The sequence below is a fragment of the Streptococcus mitis genome (assembly GCF_003944325.1).
GTDB classification, from domain to species: Bacteria; Bacillota; Bacilli; order Lactobacillales; family Streptococcaceae; genus Streptococcus; species Streptococcus mitis_CW.
The window spans coordinates 1-10,164 of the sequence record NZ_RJPX01000054.1 but is presented as its reverse complement, the minus strand read 5'-3'; the positions used below and the strand labels follow the sequence as shown (position 1 = coordinate 10,164).

Genomic DNA, 10,164 nt, shown 5'->3' with positions numbered 1-10,164 from the left:
TTGAAATTATCGAGGGTCACTTAATGCCAGACCATGTACATATGTTAGTCAGTATTCCACCAAGGATAAGTGTTTCAAGTTTCATGGGTTATTTAAAAGGTAAAAGTGCACTCATGATGTTTGACAAACACGCCAATCTCAAGTACAAGTTTGGGAATCGGCATTTTTGGGCGGAAGGTTATTATGTGAGTACGGTTGGACTCAATGAAGCCACAATTAAGAAATATATTCAAGATTAAAGAAATTATCCAGTGGATGATTTCTTCACGAGTATGAAAATTTGAGAACGAGTAAAGCATGATATAGCACTAGATAAATTAAGTGTAAAAGAATATGAGGATCCCTTTAGGGATAGTGGTAAGTAATACTAAAGCCTCTTTAAGAGGCAAGTGACGAGTCAAGAGCAATAAGGCTTGAACAACGTGAAAGCCAGCGTCTTTAGGCGCTGGCTGGTAATTTGGGCTTATAGCCCTTGGTTCAAACCACCCGTTAGACGGGTGGTCATGATTGAGCTGGTTTTTCTTGATTTCCAGTACTTGTTACAGATTCAGTTGTTTTCTTTTCTGAAGTTGATTCAGCTGGTTTAGAATCTCTTGTGTTGCTTGGTTTGCTTTCGTCGCTTGCAGTATCACTGTTAGATTCAGATGCTACTGGTGCTTCGGTTGCTGTACTTGCAATTGGTTGATTCTCTGCACTTGTGCTATCAGCATTCGATTCAGCTTTTGTTGCTGGAGTTGCTTCTTCACTTGCTCTTGATTTAGACTTGATTTCTTGAGTCAAGGCTACTATTGTTTTCGCTAATTCAAGTAAAGCTTCTTTATCATTATTTTTCACATCATCATCAAGCTGATCGAATAGTTTATCAACTTTTTCAAATTCTTCATTTGAACCATTGTTATCTTCTAAATACTTATGTAATGAGTTGATATATCCATAAAGTTGTTTATGTAGATTAATTATTTGTGGATCTTGTTGCGCAGTCTCCTTCTCTTTTTGCAGAGTAGCTACAATACGTTTCAATAGATCGTTAACCTGGACATTGATTTCATCCAAATCTGCATCAGCCTTGCTAGCTGCAACTTTTAGATTTTCTACTTCTTCTGCCAAGGATTGTCTGATTCCCACTTCTTTAACTTGAGCTAAGAATTGCTCTGCTTTGGTTAAGATAGTTTCAACTTGCTCTTTGCTAACATGATTGACATGTTCTTCTTTCTTAAGATCAGGATAGATTTCTTTCAGGAATTCATAAATTGCTTGCTTAGCAGATTGACTATCAACTGTTTCTTTATCTAAAACTGTTTCATTTACTTTTGCAGTAGCTGGCTGATTTTTCAAAGCCTCTTCTACTTCTTGTTTTGTTTGATAAATGCTTGGGAACAGTTTATTCAAGTCCACAGCCTTACGGAAAGATTGTGATTGATATAAAGTCAAAGTCAAATTAGCAACTTTATTACGAAGCTCATCACTTAAACGACTATCATTTACGTGCTCATAGAAGTACTTGATGTATTCCACTGTTGTATCACCAGTACGATCATTAAAATCTTGAAGAGCTTGAAGTTGTGATTCAATCGCTGCTAAACCAGCCTCATCTTTAGCCAACTTAGCTTCTTGGAGTCGAACTAGAAGATCTTTTTTCGGAAGTCCATAAGAGTCAGTATCTAGTGTATTGATTTTATCAATCAAGGACTGATATTTCTTATCTAAAGCACTTGTTTCGACTGGTTTGACACTTCCATCAATATGGATATATTGCTTATCAAAGAGGTCAAGTCTTGCAAGATAACCCGCAGTAGAGTTGGTTGCAAGTTTCTTCATACTCTCAGTAAATTGACCCAAAGCCAACTCAATCTGTCTTTGTTTAATAGGTTGATCTTGATAAATTGTTCTACTTTCAGCTAGAAGTTGATCTACTTTTGCCAAGACTGCCTTCTCATCAAAATCTCCAGGTTGATAGTTGGATTGGAGAGCTGGAATCTTGTTTTTCAAAGCTACTTCATAGCCCTTAGTTTGAACCTTGATATAGTGATTGTGGTCGCCATGAGGAATCACAAAACTTCCATTTTCCACCTGTAAGCTATAAGGAGACACACCATCACGTAAGGCAGTAGTATAGAGTTCATTTAAAAAATCAAGTTCTGGATTTCCAGTTTGGAGTGGAAGTCGAACATGTTCCTTACGAACAGCATAGGGATGGATATGAGTTGGATCGTAGGCTTGGTCTGGATTTCCAAAGACAAAGAATCCATTTGAAATTCTAATAGCTTCAAGTGGAACCCCGTAGGTCTTAGAAATATAAGCAATCTTTTCTTCATCGCTAGCATCTCTTGAGAAAGACTCTACCGTTTTAGCAAGAGGTTTTACAGGCTCTGCATCATGATGTGTGTTCAAATGATTCTGAGCCGCCTTAATTTGGTCTGCTGTCAAATTCTTCTTGAAGAAGTAATGATTGTGGTCACCGTGACTCATGACAAAACCTTGCTCATCCTCACTGATAACTCGATTGGCATCAAAACCATGGCCGTGTTCGTCATGGTGATGACCATGTGCATCTTCATCATGATCGTCATCGTCATCATGTGCTGGACTTGGTGTTACTGGCGCTTTACCTCTCAAATGATCTTGAGCTGCCTTAATTTGCTCAGGTGTCAAATCTTTCTTAAAGAAGTAATGATTGTGGTCGCCATGGCTCATAATGAAACCAGCAGCGTCTTCACTGATAACTCGATTGACATCAAAATCATGGCCGTGTTCTTCATGGTGATGACCATGTGCATCTTCATCATGATCGTCATCGTCATCATGTGCTGGACTTGGTGTTCCTGTTCTTACACCTTTCAAATGATCCTGCGCCGCCTTGATTTGTTCTGGTGTCAAGTCCTTCTTGAAGAAGTAATGGTTATGGTCACCATGGGTCATGACAAAACCTGATTCATCTTCAGCGATAATACGATTAGCATCAAAGCCGTGTCCATCTTCTTCCTCATGGTGGACATGTGGTGACGGATTACTTAATACAGAACTAGAAGAACTTCCTACCTCTTCCGTGTTAGAGTGTGATGGGGGATTGTTAAGAGATGACTTAAGAATATAATGATAGTGGTCCCCATGTCTTACTATATAAGCATCACCGGTATCTCTGACAATGTCATTAGGGTTAAAGACATAACCATCATCTGCTGCAGTAACACCATTATTCGGTGTCACTGATAAAGGTTGACTGAGAGCTGTAGTATTCCCTGATAAATATGCTTTTGCGGCTGCTAATTCACCTGCCGACAAGTCACTCTTAGGAATGAAATGATAGTGACCACCATGTGGTACTATATAACCATCACCTGTATCTTTAATGATATCTGAAGCGTTAAAGACGTAACCATCATCAGTAGTATAACGTCCCTGTAACTTAGCTACAGATACTTCTGCGCTAGGTCCTTTCTCGTCTTTACCATGTTCTTGTTTTTGGCGATTGATTTCATCTTTTGTTCGAACATTATCAGCATGAGAAGCATCTTTTAGGTAGACATAATATTTTCCATCTACCTTGATGATATAACCACCCTTGACTTCATTGACAATATCTCCATCCTTAAGTTGGTAGTTTGGGTCCTTCATCAGAAGTTCTTCACTAAAGAGGGCATCATAAGGAACTTTACCATTATAATAATGATAGTGGTCACCGTGTGACGTCACATAGCCCTGATCTGTAATCTTGATAACAATTTGCTCAGCCTGAATTCCTTCTTTTTGGCTAACCTGACTTGGCGTCAAGTTTTCAGTTTTCTGACTTGACTGGCCACCATCCACATAAGAGACACGATTGTTGTCCTTATTTTCCTGCGAGCGATGCTGGTTCAGTGCATAGGCGCAAAGACTCAAGGATACGATAACAGCTGATCCAGCTGCTATATACTTTTTATTAAATTTCATAAACTCCTCATTTCAATAAATGATGAAGCTATTTCTTAGCTTCTTTTTCTCGGTTAAACAGTTTTTTATAAACCAGTTATTTAACCATTTAATTAACTAGTAAATAGTTTACCTCTTTTAAGTTTATCTGTCAAGAAATTTTAGTGAGTGAGAATAAAATTATTACTTTAAAATTCCTGGCTTCATTTTTAAAACAGGAAATTTCATCTATCTATTAACAAATAAAAGGACATTATTCTATCCAAAAGTAGAACAATGTCCTTTCAACCAATTTATCATTAGTCAAAATATTCTAAGGTTTTATTTGCTTAAGAGTTTTAATATCATAGGTTACTAAATCCCCATTCTTATTATAAAATTGAACACCTTCTGAAGAAAAAATAAGGTATTTCGAATCAATTTGAGCAATTTGTGATATTTTATTTATATGATCTTTTAAAGTGGCCTTATCTAATCCATAATCTGGTATATCATCGTAATCATCTTCTTTATTTTCTTCTGCTTTAGGTTTATCTCTTTCAACCGAAGGATTGTTGATAGGCGTATCTGCCTCATTTTGAGGTGTGCTATCCTTTGGTTTTTCATCAACTTTACCTGAATCAGCTTCTTCTTTCTTTGTTTCTGTTTTATTATCTATCGAAACTAGATTTGAATTAGAAGCAGCATTTGTTGTTTCTTTTTCTTCATTTCTTTTAGCTATCAACTCTTGAGCTTGTTTCCACTCTTTCTCTGATAAATCCGACTGATTGATACTCCTTAATGAGTCACCGCTAGCTCTTGGAATACTGAAAGATTTATCTGCCCAAATATAAGTTTCCTTTGCCAGTACATCCTGAGGATCAAAAATATATCCATCAGGAGTTGCAAACTTGCCTTCTTTAAGTGCTTTCTGAACTTCTTCCGCAGAATGGATAATTTGCCAGTTCTGCATTCCAGGACGTTTTTCAAGAGGAGTTACATTAGCAATAACAGATCCAGCATCATCATGACCTGGTTTTGACCAAACTTCAGGACGCACATCAGGATGCTGCATCACATATTTTATAGTTGCAATTTGATCACTATTTAACCAAGAATACGGTACTACATGAATGTGATCGATGTGTGGAATAATGAAGGAAGTTCCAGTATCATACGTAGTATTGGCTGCATGCATAGGCAAGCTAGATACATCTACAGCTAATCTTGGTTTAATTTCTGTTTCTACAATATCATAACGATAAGTATCTTTATCTTTAAGCATTAGTTCCTGCTCAGAAAAAGCTATTTGAGTAAGATCGAGTTCTTCACGCGAATAAAAATAATCTTTACCACCTTCATTGATTATATAACCAATTTTACTATTTCTAGAAATCTTATTAGTTACTTTTTTATAATCAAACTTTGGTCTTTCCTTCTCATCTGAGTGAACTGAAGAAACGATGTCGTCTGGATTTTTACCAGTTTCTTGAATCCATTTGGCAACTTCATCCAATTCGAATTGTTCTAATTCACCGTATCCCATATAATGGAAATGATCTCCGTGTTTGGCAATAACACCTGATTTATCAACAGAATCGATTGAATCTTTGGTAAATATATATCCATCGCTCGTATCATAAGGTTTACCATCTAAACCTTTTCCATATGCTTTGATTGGTTGTCCTAAGAACTTATGTACTACTTCTTTTGATACTAAAGGTTTAATATCTGTACCAATTTGATTTAATCCATTTTGCCCTTTTAACGGAATAATTCTAGCAATCTTCTGCTCTAAATCAGACATTTGTGAATAAGGGATAAAGTGATAATGATCCCCGTGAGGCACTGCGACACCATTTGCAGTACGTTTGATAATTTGTGCCGGATCAAAGACCAATCCATCAGATTCCACATGGCGTTCTGATAAAGGTTTGGCATACAATTCACTTAAAAGTGTTGAAATGTCTTCCCCTTGATTTTGATGATAAGTTGGCGTGACAGTCAGATTTGGAGTCTCTGTCAAACTTGGTTGAGCTGGTTTAGCATTATCACTACTTGGTTTACTTGAGCTTGTAGAAGAATGAGAACCCTGTTTACCATTCCAATAAGCTTGGGCGGCAGCCAATTCTCCTGCTGACAAATCACTCTTAGGTATATAGTGGAAATGATTGCCATGAGGTACAACAAAAGCGTCACCTGTATCTTCAATCACATCTGTCGGACTAAAGACATACCCATCATCTGTTGTATAGGCTCCTCCAGTTCCTCGATTTGATGCTTGCGTATTGAGATTAAAGTTTGGTTTAATCGGTGAACTTGGTGTTGAACTTGGTTTCGGATTGTCAGAATGACTTTGAACTGGCTGACCTCCAATTGGTAGATTTCGAGCCAATTTTTCTTCCAAAGCAGACATTTGCGAATAAGGAATGAAATGGAAATGATCTCCGTGAGGAACTGCAACACCATTGGCAGTACGTTTTGTAATCTGTGCTGGGTCAAATACCAATCCATCAGATTCCACATGACGTTGGCTAAGTGGCAAAGCGTACAATTCTTGAAGGAGACTAGCTAAGTCCTCATTTTGACTCTCAGGAGTTGTTGCAGGATTTTGAGGAGTTTCAGATTGACTCGTTCTCACACTAGATCTTGTTTCTCCCCTGCTTGAACGGTATTCAACCGTACTTAATTGACCGCCTTTTCCAGATAGGAAGGCTTGGGCAGCAGCTAATTCACTGGCAGACAAATCACTCTTAGGAATATAGTGGAAGTGATTGCCGTGAGGGACAATATAGGCATCTCCTGTGTCCTCAATGATATCAGATGCATTAAAGATATACCCATCATCCGTTGTATAGCGTCCCTGCGCTCTGGCAGCAACTACCGCCTGATCGTTAGAACCACCTCCATGATTACTACTGTGTTCCTGCTTCTGACGTTTAATCTCTTCTTTTGTTCGAATATTGTCCGCATGGGCAGCATCTTTAAGGTAAACATAGTATTTCCCGTCTACCTTAATGACATAGCCACCCTTGATTTCATTGACAATGTCTGAATCCTTCAACTGATAATTCGGATCTTTCATCAGCAGTTCTTCACTGATGATAGCGTCATAAGGAACCTTGCCATTATAGTAGTGATAATGGTCTCCATGAGAAGTCACATAACCTTGATCCGTAATCTTGATAACGATTTGTTCTGCGTTGATTCCTTCTCTTTTACTGACTTCATCTGGTGTCAAGTTCTCTGCCTTTTGACCAGCCTGATCACCGTCTATATAAGCAACTCGATTAGAATCTTTCTTAACTTGACCAGCTTGGTACCGTCCAAGTTCATAGGAGCAAACACTTAGGGCAAGGACTGCCACTGAACCTGCTACATATTTTTTATTGATTTTCATTCTTTCCTCTTTTCTTAACTTTATTTGATTCACTATAAAATAATAAACCAGTTAATTAACTAGTTAATAGTTTACTCTTTTTAGTATTGCTTGTCAAGAATTTTACATATTCACATAATAAAAATAAAAGCCTCTTTATCGAGACTTTCATTTTTCATTAGTTGATTTTTCCTTACTTACAGATGGAGGATTACTTTCTTTTTAACAACGCAAGTAATTTTTCTGCTTCTGCCATGATACCATTATTATCCATGGTTTGGAGGTTCAAATTATTCCGTAAACCAGCTAGGGTTTCTGTTGCATTAGCCTTCAGACTAGCATCTGTTACTTTAGCAAGCAAAGCTTCTGCTTCTTTAAGTTTGGCTTCTACTTTTTCAGTCTCTACTTGAGGGACTTCAGCTTCATCTGTTGTATCTTTAACTTCTTCCTCTTTATCTTTTTCATCCGTACTCGGTTTATAAAGATTATCTACTGAAGGGCTCAAACTTGAATGATTCTCCTTTTCATTAGATTCAGGAGGAGTTGACTCATCTAGTTCATGATGTTCTTCCTTTTCTTCATCATGTTTACTATCTTTGTCTGCTTTATTTTTACGAACATGGTCACTTGCGTTTCCCCATCCATTATCTGAATGCGGGCGTTCGTTTGGATGTTCTACATAGTATTTTACAGTCGCAAAGAGATCCTCTAAACTATATCCTTTAGGTGCCTCATAAAGTCCTTCGTCAAACCACCCAAATTTAATGTTATGGTAATGGTCGTAATGAGGTATAATTAAGCTACCATTTTTAACTTCAACAGTATGTTGTAGATTATAAGGAATATGATCAAGTGGAACCTTTTTAGCTGCTTTCACTTTATTATAGATTGCTTCTACTCCTTTAACCTCAGCATTTCCTGAATTCTGATTATCTGTTGAAGGAGGCGTCAAACCTTTCTCTTTAGCATAAGCCTGAGCTGCCACTCTTTCAGCTTCAGACAAACTATCTTTCTTAATCCAATGGCTATGGGTCATATGAGGTGTTACATAAGCATCTCCCTCATCACTGGTAATATCACGAGTGTCAAAGATATAGCCATCCTCTGTTGTATACTTACCTGCTAATTTCGCTAATTTAATTTCATCGTCTGTATAAGCAATTTGAGCATTTGGTTTGCCAAGTCGCTCTGGATGGGTAATTGGTGCTAGGAATGCCAATAAATCATCTACTAATTTTCCTTTATTAGAAGATTCATCATTCAAGCGCTCTGCTAATTTGTCTAAGGCTTGAAAATCAGAAGTACGACCCTTATTTTCAGACAAGGCTTTATGAGCCTCAACCAATAAATTATATGCTTTATCATAAAATTCTTGGTCACGAGGTGGTACATTTTCTTTCTTCGCAACTAGAGCATGTGTCTCTTGAGTTTTCTTAGACAAGAGATTTTCAATAGCGTCAATCTTATCTTTAGCCAAATCTTTAGCTAGAACATAACGACTAACGCCCTTATCCTCGAAAATATAACCGTCACCAACTTTTCTAACAACCTGGTTGACATCAAGTTCAGTCTGTTTATTTTCAACTGGTGCAAGAGGTTTGGTAGTAGGGGCTGGCTTCAAAGGAGTAACACTTGGCAAGACACTGCCATTTTCTCCCTTAACAGCTATCATACGAGCCAATTTTTCTTCCAGCGGTGACATTTGTGAATAAGGGATAAAGTGATAATGGTCTCCGTGGGGCACTGCGACACCATTTGCAGTACGTTTGATGATTTGTGCTGGATCAAAGACGAGCCCATCAGATTCTACATGTCGTTCTGATAAAGGTTTGGCATACAATTCAGTTAAAAGTGTTGAAATATCTTCCCCTTGATTTTGATGATATGTTGGTGTGACAGTTAGATTAGGAGTCTCTGGCAAGCTTGGTTGGGCTGGATTAGCATTATCACTACTTGGTTTACTTGAACTTGTAGAGGAATGTGCGCCTTGTTTACCATTCCAATAGGCTTGGGCGGCAGCCAGTTCTCCTGCTGACAAATCACTCTTAGGGATATAGTGGAAATGATTGCCGTGCGGTACAACAAAAGCGTCTCCTGTATCTTCAATCACATCTGTCGGACTAAAGACATACCCATCATCTGTTGTATAAGCGCCTCCAGTTCCTCGATTTGGTGTATGCGTATTGAGATTAAAGTTTGGTTTAATGGTTGAACTTGTTTTATCTGTACTGCTTGGTTTCGTATTGTCAGAATGACTTTGAACAGACTGACCTCCAATTGGCAGATTTCGAGCCAATTTTTCTTCCAAAGCAGACATTTGTGAATAAGGAATGAAATGGAAATGATCCCCGTGAGGCACTGCTACACCATTTGCTGTACGTTTTGTAATCTGTGCTGGATCAAATACCAATCCATCAGACTCCACATGACGTTGGCTAAGTGGCAAAGCGTACAATTCTTGAAGGAGACTAGCTAAATCTTCACTTTGACTTTCAGAATCTGTTGCAGGATTTTGAGGAGTCTCAGCTTGACTCGTTCTCACACCAGATCTTGTTTCAGCTCTGCTTGAACGATATTCAACCGTACTTAATTGACCACCTTTCCCAGATAAGAAGGCTTGAGCAGCAGCTAATTCACTGGCAGACAAATCACTCTTAGGAATATAGTGGAAGTGATTGCCATGAGGAACAATATAGGCATCCCCTGTGTCCTCAATGATATCAGATGCATTAAAGATATATCCATCATCCGTTGTATAGCGACCTTGAGCTCTTGCAGCAGCAACAGCATTATCTGTGCTTTCATTATGATTATGACTATGTTCCTGCTTCTGACGTTTAATCTCTTCTTTTGTCCGAATATTGTCCGCATGAGCCGCATCTTTAAGGTAAACATAG

Annotated in this window: 3 protein-coding genes and 1 pseudogene; 1 reads left to right on the top strand and 3 read right to left on the bottom strand. The window is 38.1% G+C overall.

All coding sequences use genetic code 11. From position 1 onward, the window contains the following. Positions 1-236 (top strand): annotated as a pseudogene (tnpA, locus tag D8787_RS11950) (IS200/IS605 family transposase); the annotation flags it as partial. A 265-nt stretch (positions 237-501) separates the two neighbouring features. Here tnpA and D8787_RS10520 read toward each other — a convergent pair. The 3 genes from D8787_RS10520 to D8787_RS10510 form a co-directional block, all read right to left on the bottom strand. Beyond that, on the bottom strand, positions 502-3,930 hold the full coding sequence (locus tag D8787_RS10520; RefSeq protein ID WP_125423643.1) for a pneumococcal-type histidine triad protein: 3,429 nt from the start codon (positions 3,928-3,930) through the stop codon (positions 502-504). Positions 3,931-4,222: 292 nt separating this feature from the next. Continuing rightward, a complete protein-coding gene (locus tag D8787_RS10515) occupies positions 4,223-7,288 on the bottom strand; it encodes a pneumococcal-type histidine triad protein (protein WP_125423641.1) in 3,066 nt (1,021 codons plus the stop codon). A 190-nt stretch (positions 7,289-7,478) separates the two neighbouring features. Continuing rightward, positions 7,479-10,164 (bottom strand): pneumococcal-type histidine triad protein (locus D8787_RS10510; RefSeq protein ID WP_125423638.1); only part of this gene is annotated, 2,686 nt, incomplete at its 5' end.

Excerpts from the sequence above, each read along its gene's own strand:
- D8787_RS10520 (WP_125423643.1), bottom strand. The coding sequence starts at position 3,930 with ATGAAATTTAATAAAAAGTATATAGCAGCTGGATCAGCTGTTATCGTA.
- D8787_RS10515 (WP_125423641.1), bottom strand. The coding sequence starts at position 7,288 with ATGAAAATCAATAAAAAATATGTAGCAGGTTCAGTGGCAGTCCTTGCC.